Annotated in this window: 16 protein-coding genes; 3 read left to right on the top strand and 13 right to left on the bottom strand. The window is 35.1% G+C overall.

Features of this window, described 5'->3' with window-relative positions; all coding sequences use genetic code 11:
• Positions 1 to 146 precede the first annotated feature (146 nt).
• On the top strand, positions 147 to 650 hold the full coding sequence (locus ACFSGI_RS08305; RefSeq protein ID WP_204823677.1) for a hypothetical protein: 504 nt from the start codon (positions 147 to 149) through the stop codon (positions 648 to 650).
• Positions 651 to 796: 146 nt separating this feature from the next.
• On the opposite strand, the gene ACFSGI_RS08300 is transcribed toward ACFSGI_RS08305, so the two are convergent.
• From ACFSGI_RS08300 to ACFSGI_RS08285, 4 genes are all read right to left on the bottom strand, one after another.
• On the bottom strand, positions 797 to 2884 hold the full coding sequence (locus ACFSGI_RS08300) for a glycosyl hydrolase (protein WP_204823676.1): 2088 nt from the start codon (positions 2882 to 2884) through the stop codon (positions 797 to 799).
• 184 nt (positions 2885 to 3068) lie between these two features.
• On the bottom strand, positions 3069 to 3440 hold the full coding sequence (locus ACFSGI_RS08295; protein WP_204823675.1) for an aspartyl protease family protein: 372 nt from the start codon (positions 3438 to 3440) through the stop codon (positions 3069 to 3071).
• Positions 3430 to 3684 carry a hypothetical protein gene (locus tag ACFSGI_RS08290; RefSeq protein ID WP_204823674.1) on the bottom strand — a complete coding sequence of 85 codons (255 nt, stop codon included), beginning with the start codon at positions 3682 to 3684 and terminating at the stop codon, positions 3430 to 3432. The genes ACFSGI_RS08295 and ACFSGI_RS08290 overlap by 11 nt, the downstream gene beginning before the upstream one ends.
• Before the next feature lie 114 nt (positions 3685 to 3798).
• Entirely contained in the window at positions 3799 to 4206 is a 408-nt protein-coding gene (locus tag ACFSGI_RS08285) for a hypothetical protein (RefSeq protein ID WP_204823673.1), read from the bottom strand.
• A gap of 129 nt (positions 4207 to 4335) precedes the next feature.
• Between ACFSGI_RS08285 and ACFSGI_RS08280 the strand changes: the two genes are divergently transcribed.
• Positions 4336 to 4740, top strand: a complete 405-nt coding sequence (locus ACFSGI_RS08280) for a GNAT family N-acetyltransferase (RefSeq protein WP_379282917.1) — start codon at positions 4336 to 4338, stop codon at positions 4738 to 4740.
• A gap of 213 nt (positions 4741 to 4953) precedes the next feature.
• On the opposite strand, the gene ACFSGI_RS08275 is transcribed toward ACFSGI_RS08280, so the two are convergent.
• The 9 genes from ACFSGI_RS08275 to ACFSGI_RS08235 form a co-directional block, all read right to left on the bottom strand.
• Positions 4954 to 5193, bottom strand: a complete 240-nt coding sequence (locus ACFSGI_RS08275; protein ID WP_204823672.1) for a hypothetical protein — start codon at positions 5191 to 5193, stop codon at positions 4954 to 4956.
• A 162-nt stretch (positions 5194 to 5355) separates the two neighbouring features.
• The gene (locus ACFSGI_RS08270) at positions 5356 to 6228 is read right to left on the bottom strand and encodes a toll/interleukin-1 receptor domain-containing protein (RefSeq protein WP_204823671.1); all 873 of its coding nucleotides are present in this window, start codon (positions 6226 to 6228) and stop codon (positions 5356 to 5358) included.
• Between the two features lie 40 nt (positions 6229 to 6268).
• A complete protein-coding gene (locus ACFSGI_RS08265; protein ID WP_204823670.1) occupies positions 6269 to 8287 on the bottom strand; it encodes a TIR domain-containing protein in 2019 nt (672 codons plus the stop codon).
• A 112-nt stretch (positions 8288 to 8399) separates the two neighbouring features.
• A complete protein-coding gene (locus ACFSGI_RS08260) occupies positions 8400 to 9251 on the bottom strand; it encodes a toll/interleukin-1 receptor domain-containing protein (protein WP_204823669.1) in 852 nt (283 codons plus the stop codon).
• Positions 9248 to 9898, bottom strand: coding sequence for a TIR domain-containing protein (locus ACFSGI_RS08255; RefSeq protein ID WP_204823668.1), 651 nt, complete (start codon positions 9896 to 9898; stop codon positions 9248 to 9250). The genes ACFSGI_RS08260 and ACFSGI_RS08255 overlap by 4 nt, the downstream gene beginning before the upstream one ends.
• Positions 9899 to 10301: 403 nt before the next feature.
• Entirely contained in the window at positions 10302 to 11300 is a 999-nt protein-coding gene (locus ACFSGI_RS08250) for a toll/interleukin-1 receptor domain-containing protein (protein ID WP_204823667.1), read from the bottom strand.
• A 44-nt stretch (positions 11301 to 11344) separates the two neighbouring features.
• On the bottom strand, positions 11345 to 11917 hold the full coding sequence (locus ACFSGI_RS08245) for a restriction endonuclease (protein WP_204823666.1): 573 nt from the start codon (positions 11915 to 11917) through the stop codon (positions 11345 to 11347).
• A 36-nt stretch (positions 11918 to 11953) separates the two neighbouring features.
• Positions 11954 to 13903, bottom strand: a complete 1950-nt coding sequence (locus ACFSGI_RS08240) for a 3'-5' exonuclease (protein ID WP_204823665.1) — start codon at positions 13901 to 13903, stop codon at positions 11954 to 11956.
• Positions 13904 to 14221: 318 nt separating this feature from the next.
• Complete coding sequence (locus ACFSGI_RS08235; RefSeq protein WP_204823664.1) at positions 14222 to 15517, bottom strand: alpha-galactosidase; 1296 nt, start codon at positions 15515 to 15517, stop codon at positions 14222 to 14224.
• 357 nt (positions 15518 to 15874) lie between these two features.
• Between ACFSGI_RS08235 and ACFSGI_RS08230 the strand changes: the two genes are divergently transcribed.
• A complete protein-coding gene (locus ACFSGI_RS08230; RefSeq protein WP_204823663.1) occupies positions 15875 to 17575 on the top strand; it encodes a methyl-accepting chemotaxis protein in 1701 nt (566 codons plus the stop codon).
• Positions 17576 to 17603: the final 28 nt, after the last annotated feature.

Below are 17603 nucleotides of genomic sequence, written 5' to 3'. Positions count from 1 at the left end.
ATCGCTGTTTTATATGCACTACATTTGATTTCTTTATGTCATTCCTTTACGCTACATAAAAGGATAAGAGCGTTTATATTGTAAAATGATAACATAAAAGTAATACATCTATTCTACATATCTTTATACATAAGGAGTACCTAATCATGAGCGAACAATTATATAGTCTTTTTCAAAGCAAACAGATTCCTTACGAATATGATCTAACATTTGTCGACCAGTTACTTCGGACTACATATGGTGCTATCGAAGTTAGCAAAAGTACGGTAGAAGATTTGAAAAAAGATCCGATGTGTGATTTTGATACGATTTATAAATGTTATGTGATTACAGATACAAAGATTCTTAACTCTTTATTTACACCAGAAGAACGTTCGATTCAAGCAGAAATGTCAAAAAAACATGCTACATATCCACAAACAGAAGATGATAACGTATGGAGAGATATTCAAGAAGGTCGAATGATTCGAGTGATTATAGATTCAACTAATGGTACCACGATGACAGGCTTTAACTTACAAGGTTTATGTGAAGTGTTAATGTATGAACTCTATGTACTTAAAGGAATTAAACCTGAAGCTTGTACCAATCCTAACGATCCATACTTTGCCCATTATTTAGAGTGTTTGGACAAAGCCGGTTATCTTTAACTTAATACTTCATATCAAAAAATAGTTTTCAATATATTCAGGACTGTTTTTCTTGTAACCCATCTGGATCATTATCCTTTATCTTTGCTATCTAGTCTAAAAGAAAAGCCCTTGAAAAACTCAAGGGCTTTTTTACTATCTTTGCATTATTCCGGTACACTCGTACTTCCATCATTATAAGCTTCAATATCATCGAAATACAACGTGCTTGATGCCACCGAAGAATCTTCACCTTTATTGACGTAGATTGAGAACATTCGCACATCTTTTAAGCTTGATGCTGTAATCACTTTATCCGCATTCGCTGTATCCCATGGTGCTGGCTTGAAGTCGGTAAAAGGAATCTCGATCATCCCTGCTTCTGTTCCATGAAGCGAAGGATAAGCTTCAAACGAAGTGCCGTTGATATTGATCTGAATGACTAGCTTATTATTGCTACCGTCTGGCTTCATCCAGAAACGAACAGCATTAGTGCCTGACCAGTCACTATTTTGCATATTTTTGGACTCACCTGTATAGCCCTGACTGTTCAGCGTATAGTCATATTTCAGACCGTATTTGCCACTATTTTTGCTATACGTACTGAGTGTGACTGTGTTCGGATCGCCTGCTATCACATACGCTCGATCTAGCAACTCATTGCTACCTTTATACGTTTCAAATTGATCAACTACCCACGGATCGGTTGTCCCATCACTATCACTCACATACAATTGCACTGTTTGGGAAAGAACATTGCCGTCTTTGAGATCAACTTGTACCGTTAATGTGGTTCCCTCTTCTGCAAGAGAAGCATCCGGTGTCCAATCCGCAACATAATAGAATCCGTCTGCATCTTTTTTCATTTTATGCTCTGCACTATTACCTTCCACTTGGTAAGTCACTTTAGCAATCTTGGCTTCATTCACCCGGACTCGAATCGTCGTTGGCTTGCTGAGTGGAATCGTTGCATTGTTGATCGGTGAAACGATATGCATAAATGGTTGCTCTTTGGCTACTTTGGACTTCTGCTGATACGGACGATCTGCTGCAACTTCTTGTTGGAAAGCAGTATACGGATCATTATAAAAAGCTTGGAAATCTGGCAATAGTTCATGATCGCCTAATCCATTCGGTGCATCACGATAAGGGACAAAGATAGAATCTGTACTGAAATTCGCCCATGTGAGCATATACGCCATCTTTTTCGCTTGAGGATCAGATTGTAATGCTTTTAATAACTTGGTAAAAAACTGCAAATCTTTCGTTCCTGTCGGCTTCACATTCGAATAGCCAAATTCGGTAAACGCTGAAATTTTACCTTTCTGCTCTGCGATCTCAGCGACTAAGCGTGCATCTTGGACTGCTGCATCGTACCATGTCGGTGTATTGCCATCATAATACGTATCAAATCCCAGAATATCGACATAATCATCCCCTGGATATGTCTCCAAATAAGTATCTGCATCCTGATTGAATGGACTGCCCGGTGAGAACGCATATAAGAAATTATGCACCTTTTTCACATCGCGTAGATATTCTACCGTATACCGATAAATCTCAACATATTCCTCTTTCGTCCGATAAGGCGCACCCCACCAGAACCAACCGCCATTCTGCTCATGGAAAGGACGGAAAATCACCGGAATCGCTTGCCCGCGGTCATCTTTAAGATGATGAGCAAAGTCGGCAACCTGATCCAGAAAAGCATTATAATCTGCATGCTTGTCTCCACCCGGCAAGATATGGCTGATTACATTCCCTTTGGTATCATAAAAATCATTCCCTGTTACAAAGTTAGGCATATGTGAACTTAAATTGAGTACACCACCTTGCTCGTAAGCCGACTTCATCACCTTAACCAGATTATCCCGATTCTCTGTAGCTGATCCGCCATACACTCCGGGTTTCTCAAATCCTTCTAGACTCAACGTATCCCATCCAAATACTCCCGGCAGATCACCGACAGATCGTTCCACTTCAGATTGCGTGCCATCTTCGGCTGTAATCCCGATCCCTTCGGTAGTCACATGTTGATGACCGAATAGTATTTCTTTGCCTTCATTATTCAGTAAATAGGTAAATAGCGAACGTGTAGCTTTGGTTGCGTCTGCATCTGCTAGATTCACGATCTGCGATTGAGATGTTTTGCTATTGACCGCTTCTACCTCATCTTCTGCCTGTGCCACTTGCCCTGCTGTTGGTGATACCGCCAGCAACATTGCCAATACCCCTATCGCCCAACGCTTCCTCATAATCACAACTCCTCTGTGGTTGGAATAACTATCTATATAGATAGCGCTTACAGAGTTAAATATACAAAAGTATAAGGAAGGATTATATAGGGAAATAAGGAAAAAATAGTGTTTTAACACACAAGCTTTTTTCCTTATTCTTGTTGGTACACTCTTTATGTAAAACTAATTATAATAATGCCAACTATACATACAACTCTAGGTTTTTAAGATCAATAATAAAAGAATGACTTAGCAGGATATCTAATCCTAATAATCCTTGATGATTCTTAGGTAGAATACCGACATCTATTTCAATATTACTAATAATTTCTGCATCAATCTGAATTGAATCTACTACTTTTGTAAAAAATGGGGCGCTCCCACCTATTCCATATGCTTCATAAATAGCATCCCCATTTTCATACACTAAACCTATTTCTTCTAAAATATCAGGGCTAAATATAGTGTGAGAAGAACCTGTATCTATAATAACATTGTTAATTTGCACTGACTTCCCTCGAAATGTAACAGTGAGTGAAACAGTCATTAGTTGCCCATCGTAATTAATTTTCATTCAAACGTCTCACTCTCATTAAAGGATCTTTACGCAAATGTATTATACAATCTGGATTAGCAGTATGATATACCAAATTACCTTCCCCAGCTTGAAAAAATTCTTTATTTGCATCTTCAGCTAAAACAGTGCGAATAGGAGCCACTTCATCTACGATTTTCTTGTTATCTTCTTCATGGTATTGAAGGATAGATACTAATACAAATTGATCTGGAAACAGTTCTCTTACTTCCTGCCATTTCACGATAATACCCTCCCAAATAATAGCTATATTTTATTTTTACTTTAATTTTATCATATTCATTCAATCGTTATATACATAATTTGATATTTCAGCATAGCTATAACTATATAATACTTATCCTTCTTCAAGCACCTTATATACTTTATAATAATCCTTAACTTTAATAGCAAGTTGATCTATATGAACTGCATTTTTGATTTGGTACATTTCGATTCCTATAGGTAATGTGGTAGACATGAACTCGGTAAAAGGTTCATCGTCTTTATGCTGTTGTTGAATCGTTCCTAACTTCTCTCCGATCTGGTTACTCTGTACGGTGAGCTGGTGATCCACAACATATACTCCATTCTTGAATATAAATAAATCTGCACGGGGTGAATCACGGATCGTTTCTTGGGCTAAAATTTCTGTCGTGCTGATTTCTGTAATGTTGTTAGGTTGTACTCCTTGCTGGGTCTGTGTGGTATTGGGACTACAACCTAGAAGTGTGGCTAATAAGGTGATTACTATAGCTGATTTCAAATTAAAATGCACTCCTCTCTAATGTATTCTTCAATAAATATGTAGATTCTCAACAGATATAACACTTTAAACCATACTAGATTCTGCTAGTATAAACAATAAATAAAGAGCCAAAGGAGTTTACATATCTTGCATATTAGAAAAGCAACCCTTCAAGATGCAGAAGCGATTGCCAGAGTTCATGTAGATAGTTGGAAAACGACATATAAAGGTATCATTCCAGATGACTTTCTCAACAACCTATCCTATACCCAAAGAACTGATCTATGGACTCAAGCTATAACACAACAAGATCACTACGTTATGGTAGCAGAGACTTCCGAGGGCGAGATTGTCGGATTTGCAGACGGTTGGAAAAGAGAAACCAACACCGTCCCTCATTCTGGTGACTTAACCTCGATCTATATACTGGAAGCTTATCAAGGCAAAGGAATTGGTAAGCAACTACTCCAATCTTTATTTGAGATATTCAAGCAATTGGGCTGGCAAAAAGTATTGGTTGAAGTGCTAGAAGATAATAAAACATGTGATTAGTATGAGCATTATGGTGCGGCATTATGTAAGACAATGACTGTCCAAATAGGTGGCGTACTTCTCAATGAACGAATCTATGAATGGAATAATATTGACGATGTATTAGCAAGATCATCAAAGTAAATTGATACTACTTCAAGTAAAAAAGCCTATTCAGGAATAGTCGAATAGGCTTTGGCATTGAATAGCATTTGATGTAATACAACAGTAAGACTAGGCTTCAAGATCGGGTTGAATATAAAAAGGTTCCATATTGATCGTGGACAAATATTGACGGAAACGAGACAACTCTTCGACCGCTCTCTCCTTCTGTTGAAACGTCCCTACTGTAAAAGCAGATTCGACTGAACCGTCTCCTACATAAGCGGAAAGAACCGTTCCTTCGGTTGATGTTTCTAGAGTAAGCGCAACAGATTTGACGATGATTTGCTCATCTTGGCTGATGATCCACATGGTTGTTTTCTCCTCTCGGGATATGTATAAGAGGAGTATAAATCAATTTAGTGAAAGATAGAATATGAGGCAACAAATCGTTGCGTTACTATACATTAAGTCACAAATTGTTTCAGGTTCAAGTATAAAAACCAAGCATCTATATCAAAATAACTAATCCTATCAGGCTCTTATTCTTTCTAAGAATGAACCAATAAACTCCTCAAGTACCTGATTCGAATTCATAAAAAATATATTACCTTTGTTCATGTTTTCAATAAAAAAATTATATTTAGTGAAAAATAATTCTTTAACCTCAGTATTTATTACCAATATAACATTGTAATCCTTTTTTTCTGAATATAATTTTATAGATATATCCAGTTCAAGTTTACACCAATTTGACTCCATAAAATCTCTAGTAATATAAAAAAACACAGTATCAGCCTCTTTCAAACCAAGGGTGATCTCTTTTTTTAAAACTTCTTCATTCTCATCAGGCTTCAACCTAAATTTATCAAGCCAGATCAACTCATTGGTGGCTGTCAGATAAGGAATTATTTTTTCTAACTCAGCTTTTTGCTTAGAAGAATGACTTAAAAATAATGATGTTCCACCTATCATTTTTTCAAATAAATCATAACCTTCTTTTCTCAAACGTTGTATGTGATTTTCAGATAAAGAATTATTAAATAATTCATTTTTATTTTGGTAGAAAAATCCATGTGAAATTAAACTTGCATCAAATGAATTTAATATTCCAAAAGAATTAAAACTTCTGTCTCCAATCTTCATAAATAACAACTCTGATGAAAAATCCGGTCTATATTTACCTTTAGAGAATAATACTTCTTTCATTTGTTCAATTTCTCTCAATGCATTAGAATCATATGAGAAATGAACGTAGAATTCTAAACTAGAAGGCACATTATTAATATAAATGCGTAGTTCTTTTAATTTTGGATATACATGTTTATCTGCAATTTCGCCAATTAATTTAAAATTTTTAATTCTATCTTTAAAATAATCAAACTCAAAAATAAAATCCTGATTCATATAATACATCCTTTATAGTATTATTTTTAGAATTAATAATTTATTTTGATAAAATATTTTTAAGACCTTTGAATACAAAATATAATGCTTCATCTATAAATGGAGTATTAAAAAGCTTCAAATTTTCTTCTTCAGATAAACCATTTTTCAAATCTAGGTTGATGATAGAAGACGCAATTTCTTCGTAATTAATTATATTAGGATTTCTTTCTGAATATAATTCTAATACTTCTTTATAACCCCCATTATTTTCAATTTGCCATCCTTTAGTAAGTTCTATAGACATCACTTTATTCTGGATGGATTTACAAATACTTGCTGTAACACCCCCAAACCCACCTAAAAGATATATTGGTAGATTTCTTTGACTTGTAAATAAAATTTCTTCAAGTACTCCTGGCATAATTCCTTTATATCCTGTAAGTTTTCCACCAGCACAAATTCTCACACTACATTTAGCAGATATTATTTTACGCATTTCTGTTAGGTTGCGGCTCCAAACATATAAATTTTGAGTGTTAGAAGGAGGTAAAAAAGATTCTTTACTAGGAATAAACTCTAAAACATCATCAGCTGGTGGTAACTCTATCATTTTGGCAATAGATATATAATTTGCTTTCCAATCCTTAACACTTTCTGTATCAGCTTTATATATTGGCCAAGCTATATAATTACTTAATTGAATTTCATCTGTCATGGTTCTCGTCTGATATGCTAATGATTCATTAAAAATAAATTCTGTAAATCCATCTTCTCTAAGATCGCCTCCATAAATGATTTTTGCTCCTCGAGAAATCAAGTGCCTAGTTAAATCTTGAGATACTTGAATTAAATGGTTTGATGTTTGACCAATTTCTGTAGCTTCTTCAACAGATAAATCAGAGATTGAAATCCCAAAATTATGGTTTAATAAATCACAATAATTTAATTTCAATGGTGTATTGCATTTAATTCCTAATTTACTCAGCAAATTTATTTCTTCTGAATATACTGGAGGTTCTGTGTAAAATAACTGTTTGAATTGGCTTACTATAGCCTTTTCTTCGTTTATTGAAAGTATTTTTTCTAGATCAGATGCTTCAGGAGGACGAGATAAAATTTTCGCATCTTCTGGAATAATTCCTGTAGACTGATACTCTTCTAATAACAATTTAGCGTAAAAATAGCGTACTGTTTCTAATAACGCAGCACTCAAGATTCTCAATAAATCTTTTTTAGTAGGCTCAACATCAAAATTCAAATGAATGGATGGCATATTCATTGCAAAAGGAAATCTTCTATCTTCAAATTCTTCTAGAGAATCCACAGCAATTATAGGTCGATTATTCTCTTTTGCACTAATAATTTCTCTTTGGCACCAATATCTTGATGAATAAGAATCTGTGTGTATGGCAATAACAGTAGATCCTTTTATATGTTCAATAATTTCATTGTCAAACCTGTAACTAGGAGCAATATCTGTTGCATCAAAGAAATTACGCATAGAGCTATTATCAATAAATCTCTTTAATGCCTGGGCAAGAACTACTCCATTTTCTCCATTTTTTGTATGACTCAAAAAAATTTTCAAAGCATTATCCTTTCCATTTGACATTGTCTGAAATTTTTCATTTAATGCAAAACGATAAATTTCGTGAGTAACTGATATAAAAAATAAATCATTTAAATGAGTTTGCTCAAACTCAAAAAATCTTATAAAATTTTCATGTTTAAAAACTGGAGATTGAAAAGCAAACCTATCAAGCGCAATAGGAATACAAATCAAATCTTCTGTATTTTTCATTCTTTCTATATATTCTTTCCAAGAATTATCTATAATTAAATCTCTACTAATGAAAATAAATACTATATTTTTTTTAGATAATCCCTCTATGTCTTTTGGAATACCTTTGTGTGTACTTGTTCTATAATAAACAGGAAGATTCATAGATCTTGAGAACGGTTTATCCACATCTCTTGATAATAAAGAAAAACAATGATCAAAAATAGGTTTTACTTTATCCACATTTGATGGATACCAAACAAAATAAATTGAAAGTGGTGACTTAAAATTTGTCATTAATACTCTCCTTAGAAATAGCAATATTATTTTAAAAGTAGCATTTTATTAGTAATAAAATATTTTTCACTGAACTGTAATTTAAATAATATTTTTACATTAATTCTATTTTTCAAGATAGTTCAAACCATTCTTTAAAAGAAATATCATTTTTATTATTTTTTAAAATTCTTAAATTGTTTGCCATTAAATCAAAAGAAATTTCTTCTACTTGATCGTATAAAGTTAAATATTCTTGGCCTTTAAATTTACTTTTTCTAGGAAACTGTTCAATAGGCATTATTGCAATCTTTTTATTTAGTCCGTCACAGTAGCCCAGTTCCCAAGGCATCCATACAGATTTAGGAGAATTTTTAGAGTATGCAAATATTAAGGTATTTGAACAAGACATTCTGTTACGCATAGTTATTGCAGTTTCTTGTGTTACATTTCCTCTTTTCAAGTTCTTATCTTCTAACCAATCAACGTAAACGCTAAATCCTAACTCATTAAAAAATTTTTTAATACCAGCAATTTCTAATTTATCAATTGAACTATGAGATAAAAAAATATCAAATGTTTTATTAATAGATTCTTTATTGCTCTCACTTAAATAATCATCCAAATTCTTCTCTTGTAAAATAGAATCGGCATACTTACTAATATTTAAAGAGTTAATATTTGAAGTGTATTTCTTAGAAATTTTTTCTTTGAGTGAAAAAAACTGATTTTTATTTAGTGTTTCAATATATTTTATTAACATTTCTTTTTTTATAGACTTTAAAGAATTTAACTTGACTGTTGCTTGTTTTGATTGTTTGATTAAAATTTCAAATAAAAATTTATCTTTAGAATCTTCTATCAAATCATACACTTCAACTACAATACAGGAGTGACCAGTATCTTCAATAACAAGAACTTGGCTAAACTTTTTATTCTTTGTATTTGCTAAATATATATCGCCTGGAAGTATATTCCTATTCATTTAGACTCTCCTATTAAAAATTGTTTAAACGAACTAAACAATAAGCTTTCGTTTTGAATTTTTGGAGTTGATTTAGAAAGTTTTTTATATGCAATGGGTATTGTTTTTCTTTTTCTAAATGCATCATCAATATACTTTTCAGGATTCCTCATGAATGTAGATATTTTAACAATTGAGCAGTAAACTTGATCGTCATCATAATGAGCAACCGGTTTATGAAATTTATTATTTTTAAATATAAGTTCTGGAAGATAATCTTCGAACAATTTTGTTTGTGTGCGCAATTTTATTCCACAATTGCAATTCAAGTTTTTACAAGTAGTTTCAAGATAAATTTTTTGATAAATTTCATCTCTAACTACTGCTAATAAACCTGCTGGATTTTCTCCCCACAAAGATGCTTGAATTTCTGAATTAATAAAAGGACGTTGAGAAGTTTCAGAACCAACTAATACTAATGTTACTGTCAAGTCCTTTAGGAATTTTTCACGAATTGTTCGCATTATTGTATTTTCAGTATTATTAGGATTAATATCACCGTTTTTTACTGATTTATCAATAAAATCATTTGAACCAAATTTTTCAACAATCATATTTTTTAAATCTTGATCGTTATCATGATGATAACTGATAAAGGTTTTGTGCATTAATTTACTCCTACTCTGCTTTGATATATTTATCTAGCTCGTTTATACCAAAGGAACTTTCGTTTAAAATACTATATTTGTAATTATAATTTTTTGATGAATTATTTAAATACTTTTTAACTTAAGTTCACTCTGCAACCGTTCAGTAATACATAAATAATTAAGAATATAATCCATATCTATTAATAGTAAAGGATTTAATTGTTTATTACTTTTCTTCGCATAACAAATTTCATATGAGATCTACCAAGATTCTTTTATTTCTTAGTTTATGATCTTGAATACATAACTTTAATTATAAATCGCTTTCTATAAATTCTGCGATCACTTTTAGATTTTAGTTCATAATTTTTATTAGCGAAATGCAGATTTTTACTTCTTCTTACTTCAACTACTTCATGTATCAAATTTTTAATAATCCTAATAATTGACCTTCTAATTCTTGTCTTGATCGAACATTAAATGATAAAAGATTTCTGGCTCTTTTAGGTATCATCCTCGTATCATCAATATTAAATATCCAAATTTCTATTTTACCTTTTTCATGAAGGTCTAATGCTAATTCAAGTTCATCAAAACACCATGGACTACAAGCATACTCTTTACACCAAGTAGCTATAAATATGTTAGAACGCCTAATCGAATTTTCAATCTCATGCATAACATTGTATCCTGCTATAAAACTTCTTTCATCCCTGTAAACCACTTTATTACGACGACGCAATAAAGTTTCAATAAAGTCTGCTTCTTTAGGTCTTGCCTTAGGATAACTGATAAAATAACTCAATTTATTTTCACTTCTAATAGATTCTTTATGAGAAATTTTCAGAATTAAGTCATTAATTTTTTCTACTATGTTCGTCTCATGTAAAATATACAAATCAGATCTTAAAAAGTCTTCGAGGTGATATTTTTGGCGCTCAAAAGACTTTTCAGCAGCTCCACCAAAAAAAGTAATTGGTAATATAAATTTCCTTTTAGATTCTGCTAACAACAGTAACATATTTGCTGTACCTTCCATTTTCCCTCCTATAGTAATAATTAAATCACTATCATCTAAAGCTTGTAATTGACACAAAAGCCATGAATATTCTTGCGCGGATGCACAAGCTATTTTTTTAATTTTTACCTGATTAAATTCTTTTTCTAATTTTTCTAATTCTTCTTTTGTTTCTTTATCATCTTTAAAATACACTTTGACAGGTTGTGTGCTTGAATAATTAATTTCAGAAAAACCCTTGAGTATCCAATAATCTGCACTATCAGCAAATGGACTGCAAATGTTTAAAGAGTGTTCATTATTCGCTAAATTACGTCCAATATCTTTACAAATATTTTCAAATTGAATTTTATTAATAGATTTTATATTCTCAATAAATTTTCCAATTATAAGACACCTCATAATTAACCTTCCTAACTTCTTATTCTTTATATTCTAGAATTAGCTTATTTCCTACTTTCCTTCACCCTCAAAATCATCTCAACCAGTTCCTCACGATCGACCAAACGGACATTATTCGATCTCGCCAATGTCCTTGCTTGCGGAGTATATCTACTATTAGTTACAACCCAACCGGCAGAAGCTTTGTAATGTGCAATGGCTCCGTACACTTCCTGCACTGCTTTCAATCCTACATTCTTGCTGTACCGCTTCGCCTGAACTACAATCCGCTTGCCATCTTTGTTCAATACCAGATCAGCACCATAGTCTCCTTGTGCCTGAGTCACTGTTGCGTTGTATCCTTGAAGGTGAAAAAGTTGACCTAGATAATGCTCGAACTGATCGCCTGTCATTTTGTCTATTTCAGCTATTCCAGATCTTCTTAATTTGTTGATCCTCGCCTGATTGATCGAGTAGCTAATCAGTGCAAATACAATAATGCCTAAGATGACGGCAACAACACCTACTGCAATACTTTTAGCAAAATAACTAAAGCCTATTCCCCCGAATATAATCAGTCCACCGATTGCATTGGCAGATTCTTGCTGTTGTTTCTTTTTGCTCTTTCTACGTGCCATTTATAACTCCCCTTTGAGAATGTTCTAAAGTCTGTTCTATGATTTGAATCGTTGTTGCTTCTTCTGTTCGACTGCATCACTTGCCTCAACAACCTTCTCTTCCAACCAACCTGCAAATCCTTCAACCTTGCTATAACTCAAAAACAACCAGTCCATCGCTCTCGTCATTCCGATATAAAATAACGACACTTCTCGCTCTGGATGTTCTTCTAACTTAAATGGCATGCTGTCTACATTGACGATAAACACCGCTTTGAAGTCTAGTCCTTTGGAGCTGTCGAGTGTAGATAACTTGACGGCTTCTTGGTGGCGTTTGAATTGTCGTTTGGCGGCTGTATTTTCGGTGAACCAGTTGTACGGAATCTCATGCTTGGATAGTTCTTTTTGCAATACATCGATATAAGAGTACGAATAGCGCTTTTGTACCCGATACAGGACAGCCATTTCGGCGTAAGGTACTTTTTTCTGCTCATGTAGTATCTTCATCTGCTGTGCCACCCATGAGACTTCTTCTGCAAAAGAAGCACAGTGCTTGATCTGTGGCTCTATTCCTTTGCGCTTGGTGCTTTGTGGTGGAATAATCTCTACCCCTTCTATACTTGTGCCTTCTTTGACCTTCTCCCCTAAGCTAGAATGGGTACGGTAGAAGTCCCAGGCGAAGTTGACGATCTGAGCGGTGTTGCGGTAGTTGATACTGAGAATCTTGGAACGTCCACGGAAGTCCAGTCCGGTGTTCTGGCTCAAGCTGGTTTTGCGTTTGTAGATATTTTGCGCTTTGTCCTCGACCAGTAATAGTGATTGGGTCTCCGGGTTAAGCACCTTACTTAGCAATTCTAGCCATGACGGTTCAAAGTCTTGTCCTTCGTCGATCAGAATCGCATCGTATTGCGGTAAGATGGTCTCGCCTCGATTGATCTTTTCCAAGTAGGATTCGATCAGCTCATCTTTGATACGCATGGTGCTCCATAGCCATTCATGGAATGTAGCAATCTGTAGATTGGATTGCTTTTCTATAGAAGGTGTAGAAGACGGATTGCCCTGACTGGCGGCAAAGTCGAACAAATCTTCTGGTTCTTCGAGCATCCGATGGATCTGACTGCGAATCACGCGGGATAACGGAATCCCATAGCAGAGGACAAGGATTTTCCAATCCGGATGTTCTTTGATTAGCATCTTCGCTCTAGCGGCTAGAATTAAGGTTTTGCCACTTCCTGCCACACCTCGAATTAAGCGGTTCTTATCGCCTAACTGTCTGGCAAGTGATTCCTGATGCAAGTCCATCGCTTGTATATTATGAAGCGATAGTAATAGTTGGTCTTGATAATAGGAAGGTTCTCGATACTCTGCACTGATCCGTACTTCCGGGAATAGATGATAACGAATCGCTTTGATATCTTCGTCGGTCAACATCTGATTCATATGGAAAGGTGTATCGAACATATTGGTAATGCGCTCTAGTAGATGATCTGCGGTACAATTCTCATCTTCGAGGTCGATTTCTTCTCGGGTTAACATATATCTAGGGTCGATCACGCGATGTAGACTATGCTTAACAATATGGGTCTGCTTGAGACGGGTAAAGACTACTCCATGTCCGTAGCGGAACTTGAGGTTATTCGCATAGACGCCACTTTGTTGTGTTAGATTCTGATCTTTTTTGAGCTTATTGTTGATTCGAAAAGCATAGTCTCTAGCTTGAAGCAATGGATTTTTGACTGTTTCCATCGATCCTGTTCCTTTTTGGGTATGTAGCTTCCATTCATGAGTATTGAGTTCATAGAGGGTATTTTCAGTGTAGTCTTTGACTTCGAGTACCAGCAGTCCTAGATCAGGGCCGATAATAACATAATCCGGTCGTCTGCCACCAATCTCTGGCTCGTAGTAGACAATATAATCATCGGGAAGGTGTTCTTTGAGCGTTTGAAATAAAAGGCGTTCGCCTGCGGTTGCTTTTCTGGGGATCGTGTCTGGAATAGTATAAGCCATTGATGTATTTCTCCTTCGTGCAGGCAGAAGAGGTATAATAGAGTCCAGTTCTTCTGGAAATCTGCGATAATTTTGCTTTAAAATGAAATATCTCAAATTATTTAGGTCTTAGGTTGGGAATATATTTACCTATATAATACTTCGTCTGGTCGATATTGGAAATACTTTTTTTCAAAATAATGGTTTTAATCCAAAAAAGCAGGACATTATCCATCACTACAATGGAAATGTCCTGCTTTTTATTGAGTATGTTGGTAGTGATCCTTTTTACACAATACATGTTATTCATCTAATTTGATGTACACCGAAGTATTCTTTTTACGCTAAATGCTCTAACCGATACACGACACATCCATGTGGTGGAAGTTCTACTTCCCATTGCCCTTGTACAGTTAGTAGTTCAGTCGACTGCCATAGATTACGCAGATTGACTGGCGCTGTTATATCTAATGAAGACAGATCGAGTGTAACGGTATTCTGTTCTTCCCCTGCGTTAAATAAAGCGATATAGCGATTATTAGTTCCATCTTCTTCAGCTATCCAGATGATCCGATCTTGCTCGTCACGAGAGAGTTGGTATGCTTGACGGCTCTTATGATTCATTTCTAAGATCAAAGGATTGTTCAGTAGTGACAATGTCCATTCATCGTTATCCCGTAGTTCTCCTCCGAACATTAATGGGGAACGGAATATTGACCAGAGTGTCATCATCGTACGCTGTTCATCAGATGTGAATCGTGTCCAGCGATCTGCTCCGCCTCCATCTACCGAACGAATACCGATATGACCGAGTGGCAACATATCACAATCCGGCCAAGAACCCTCGCCTACATACGGTGACCATTTCTCACACCGTTCAAACATCGCATACAACAATGACCAGATATCCCAGAAATCATCGGTGACACGCCACATATTCGCATTGGCTCTTAATTGTTCTTGATATTGCAGTGGCGCTGGGCCTGGAGATAGACTCAATACCATCGGATGACCGCATTGATCGATCGCACGACGAATCAATTCTATTTCTTCTAGATGAGTATCATACAGACGTGAAGCGGCAATATCATCGACTTTGACAAAATCGACTCCCCATTGTGCATACATTTCAAATAATGAACTGTAATATTGTTGTGCTCCTTCTTGTGAAGCATCTACGCCATACATATCTGTATTCCAGGGACAGATAGAATTCGGATGTGCAATCTGTCTGGCGGTGATATGTGTTCCTTTGATCGCTGTATTCTGATGAACCGCTTGTCTTGGAATACCACGCATAATATGTATACCGAACTTCAATCCTAATTGATGTACCTGATCGGCTAACAGACGGAATCCTTGCCCATCTTTACTGGAAGGAAAGCGATTGACTGCTGGAATTAATCGGGAGTATTCATCCATTTCTAACGGTTCGAATTTGCGATAAGCTGACGAGACTGCCCCTGCTTCATACCACTGAATATCGACTACAATATATTCCCAACCATGATCTTTGAGATGGGTAGACATATACTCTGCATTCCCTATGATCTCCTCTTCTCGTACTGCTGCTCCATAACAATCCCAACTATTCCATCCCCGGGGCGGGTATTGTGCCCATTGATGATGTTCCATGTCAAATCTCCTTTAAATGATCTATTTTTTGATCATATGATCTATTTATTTTAAACTTTTTTTGTAAACGTTTGCAATATATAATATTTATATTCATCTTTATTATTTATACATTTATAATTCTTTTTCAGAAAATAAGTTCTTATAACAACTGTTAAATGAATACTTACATTAATTGAAAATAATTTTTATTCAGTTTTCTTATACTACTAGGCATAAATACTTATACATTTTTTAGGTTTGAAATTATTTATTATATTTTTTTACTTTTTAATACATAAGAACTAAAAATATAGCGAAATTTGTCGATATAGGTATTACATTATATGTTCAAACAATTTTCCGAGGAGTGAAATTATGCGTATTAATATTCAAACCAAATTGTTACTAGGCTTTTTTAGCGTAATTGTCTTGTTAGTATTAGTTAGTATTTTGTCGTTATTTAGTATGAATACATTAGGAACACAAGCTAAGCAAATTGACAGCAAATGGATGCCTAGCGTAAGTCTACTAGGTATAATGAATGGAGACATCTCTGATTTAGAGCGTCTGGTACTGAATATGGCAATTGAGAATGATCCCAATCAAATTACCACAATCAATACTACATTAGAACAATTGTTACAAAAAATTGAAACTGAACGAACACAATACAAAGCGTTAATTCAATCGGATGAAGAATCGAAATTGTTTGAACAATTCAATACCAATTATGATAAATTTTTAACAACATTTCCTACATTAATTGCTGCTGCTAAAGGTAATGATATTGAGACAACACGCACATTGCATCGTGCTTCTTATGATGCCTGGTATACTGCTAATGATACAATCTCTCAATTGATCGCCCTAGATAACAAACAAGCAGGTATACTAACAGATCAATCTGTAACTTCAGCCGCTTCTGCAAGTAGAAATACTATTATTTTGAGTATTATTGCTATTATTATTGGTATAGTAATTGCTTACTTGATTGCTCGATCTATCTCTCGTCCAGTCAAACAAATTCAACAAGCAGCTGAACGTATCTCTTCAGGCGATCTCACCGGAGAAGCTATCGTGATTCGTAACAAAGATGAAGTTGGTCTACTGGCTGTTGCGTTCAATCAAATGGTAGCTAATCTTCGTAACTTGCTTGAATCTGTCGCTGCTACTTCTGAATTGGTTGCCGCTTCTTCAGAGCAATTGACAGCTAGCAGTGAGCAAAACAAACAAGCATCTGAACAAATTGCCGAAACGGTACAAGAAAGTGCTAACGGCGCTTCTACTCAAGTCGATATAGCTACAAAATCTGCTCAAGCGATGCAAGAAATGGCAATCGGAGTAGAACAAATTGCTGTTCGTGCACAGACGGTATCCAGCTCAGCAACTGAAGCTGCAAGCAAATCGTCTAACGGTAACAAAGCGATTCAGCAAGCAGTCAATCAAATGGATTCGATTCAGACTTCCCTACACTCTTTAGGTTCTGTCGTGAAAGAATTAGGTAGTCGTTCACAAGAAATCGGAAATATCACTAAAGTGATTACAGGTATTGCGACACAGACCAATCTACTTGCGCTTAATGCTTCGATTGAAGCGGCTCGTGCTGGTGAAGCAGGTCGCGGATTCGCGGTTGTTGCTGATGAAGTAGGTAAATTGGCAGAACAATCTTCTCAATCGGCGAAGCAAATTATTGAATTGGTTACTTTTATCCAGAAAGATACAACAGATGCCATTGACGCTGTAGAATTGAATAATCTTGAATTTGATAAAGGATTAGCTTCCGTATCGATCGCAGGTGAAGCGTTCCGCGATATTTTACAGGCTGTTAACCAAGTGGCTGGTGATATTGAAGAAGTATCCGCAGGAGCAGAGCAATTATCAGCAAGCACTACCGAGATTGTCGAATACTCCAAACAAATCAATCATATCGCTCAACAATCTTCTGAAGGTATGCTTAGTGTATCTGCGGCTACACAAGAACAACTGGCTTCTATGGAAGAAATCACGTCCTCTTCTTCTTCTCTAGCACAGACAGCGGAACAACTTCATAACGAAGTTAGCGCATTTAAAGTGTAATTTATAACTGTATAAACAATACCCCTTA

The sequence above is a fragment of the Paenibacillus nicotianae genome (assembly GCF_042681745.1).
Taxonomy (GTDB): Bacteria; Bacillota; Bacilli; order Paenibacillales; family Paenibacillaceae; genus Saccharibacillus; species Saccharibacillus nicotianae.
This window is presented reverse-complemented; position numbering and strand designations above follow the sequence as displayed.

Excerpts from the sequence above, each read along its gene's own strand:
- ACFSGI_RS08270 (WP_204823671.1), bottom strand. The coding sequence starts at position 6,228 with ATGAATCAGGATTTTATTTTTGAGTTTGATTATTTTAAAGATAGAATT.
- ACFSGI_RS08275 (WP_204823672.1), bottom strand. The coding sequence starts at position 5,193 with ATGTGGATCATCAGCCAAGATGAGCAAATCATCGTCAAATCTGTTGCG.
- ACFSGI_RS08235 (WP_204823664.1), bottom strand. The coding sequence starts at position 15,517 with ATGGAACATCATCAATGGGCACAATACCCGCCCCGGGGATGGAATAGT.
- ACFSGI_RS08255 (WP_204823668.1), bottom strand. The coding sequence starts at position 9,898 with ATGCACAAAACCTTTATCAGTTATCATCATGATAACGATCAAGATTTA.
- ACFSGI_RS08240 (WP_204823665.1), bottom strand. The coding sequence starts at position 13,903 with ATGGCTTATACTATTCCAGACACGATCCCCAGAAAAGCAACCGCAGGC.
- ACFSGI_RS08300 (WP_204823676.1), bottom strand. The coding sequence starts at position 2,884 with ATGAGGAAGCGTTGGGCGATAGGGGTATTGGCAATGTTGCTGGCGGTA.
- ACFSGI_RS08305 (WP_204823677.1), top strand. The coding sequence starts at position 147 with ATGAGCGAACAATTATATAGTCTTTTTCAAAGCAAACAGATTCCTTAC.
- ACFSGI_RS08245 (WP_204823666.1), bottom strand. The coding sequence starts at position 11,917 with ATGGCACGTAGAAAGAGCAAAAAGAAACAACAGCAAGAATCTGCCAAT.
- ACFSGI_RS08250 (WP_204823667.1), bottom strand. The coding sequence starts at position 11,300 with ATGAGGTGTCTTATAATTGGAAAATTTATTGAGAATATAAAATCTATT.
- ACFSGI_RS08295 (WP_204823675.1), bottom strand. The coding sequence starts at position 3,440 with ATGAAAATTAATTACGATGGGCAACTAATGACTGTTTCACTCACTGTT.
- ACFSGI_RS08260 (WP_204823669.1), bottom strand. The coding sequence starts at position 9,251 with ATGAATAGGAATATACTTCCAGGCGATATATATTTAGCAAATACAAAG.
- ACFSGI_RS08230 (WP_204823663.1), top strand. The coding sequence starts at position 15,875 with ATGCGTATTAATATTCAAACCAAATTGTTACTAGGCTTTTTTAGCGTA.
- ACFSGI_RS08265 (WP_204823670.1), bottom strand. The coding sequence starts at position 8,287 with ATGACAAATTTTAAGTCACCACTTTCAATTTATTTTGTTTGGTATCCA.